Source organism: Pseudoxanthomonas taiwanensis, assembly GCF_010093135.1.
In the GTDB taxonomy this organism is placed as follows: Bacteria; Pseudomonadota; Gammaproteobacteria; order Xanthomonadales; family Xanthomonadaceae; genus Pseudoxanthomonas; species Pseudoxanthomonas taiwanensis.
Genome location: NZ_PDWK01000145.1, coordinates 1 through 1,036, shown reverse-complemented (window position 1 = coordinate 1,036; position 1,036 = coordinate 1). Strand labels below are relative to the sequence as shown.

The 1,036-nt window shown below is 68.5% G+C and carries 1 protein-coding gene; it reads right to left on the bottom strand.

What is annotated here, in order from left to right; genetic code table 11:
* Nucleotides 1–18: 18 nt before the first annotated feature.
* On the bottom strand, nucleotides 19–981 hold the full coding sequence (locus CR938_RS14275) for an IS110 family RNA-guided transposase (protein WP_078666742.1): 963 nt from the start codon (nucleotides 979–981) through the stop codon (nucleotides 19–21).
* Between the last annotated feature and the right edge of the window lie 55 nt (nucleotides 982–1,036).

Genomic DNA, 1,036 nt, shown 5'->3' with positions numbered 1-1,036 from the left:
GAGTAACCGTCTTCCGAGTCAAGCGCCGTGAAGCGCGTTATCCCAAGGTTTGTTGGTTCTGACCATGGCATTGAGCACGGTCAGCAGCTTGCGCATGCAAGCGACCAAGGCGACTTTGGGGCATTTGCCGGCGGCGATCAGGCGTTCGTAGAAGGCCTTGATGACGGGGTTGCGGCGGCTGGCGGTCAGTGCGGCCATGTACAGCACACGGCGCACGTCGAAGCGTCCGCCCTGGATGCGTCGTCGGCCCCGGCTTGCGCCGGAGTCGTTGGCCATCGGGGCCACGCCCACCAGCGCGGCGATCTCGCGCCGGTTGAGCCGGCCGAGCTCGGGCAACTCGGCGATCAGCGTGGCGCTGGCCACCGGGCCGATGCCGCTGGCCGATTGCAGCAATCGGTCGAGCTCGGCGAAGTGCTCACGCACGTGGCCGACCATCTGGCCTTCGATGTCGTCGAGCTGGGCCTGGATGGCTGCGATGATGGCCTCGATGCTCGGGTGCAGCGCCTTGGGCGTGATCTGCAGCCGCTGCCGCTCGGCCAGCAGCATGGCCAGCAGCTGACGCCGACGTGTGACCAGCGCGGCCAGCCACTGCTGCTGTGGGTCGGCCAGCGGGCGCAGGAAGCGGGCCAGATCGTCGCGGCGCAGCAGCACCGCGGCGAACTCGGCCAGCATGCGCGCGTCTGCCGCGTCGGTCTTGGCCAGGCGGCCCATCGACTTGGCAAAATCGCGCGCCTGGCGCGGGTTGACCACCGCCACGGGCAGGCCGGCCGCTTGCAGCGCGCAGGCCAACTCTGTCTCGTAGCCGCCGGTGGCCTCCATCACCACCAGCGCCACCTCCAGCGGCTTGAGGGCCGCTATCAACACCGAGTGGCCCTCGGCCTGGTTGTCGAACCGCTGGGCATCGAACTGGGCGCCCAGCACCGCGACATCGACATGCGCCTTGGCCACGTCGATGCCCACCACCACTGAGGAAGCAGACATGGTCTTCGGATCCCTTGCTTGTGCATGCGCGCTCGGCCAAGCCGGCGCGCCTAAC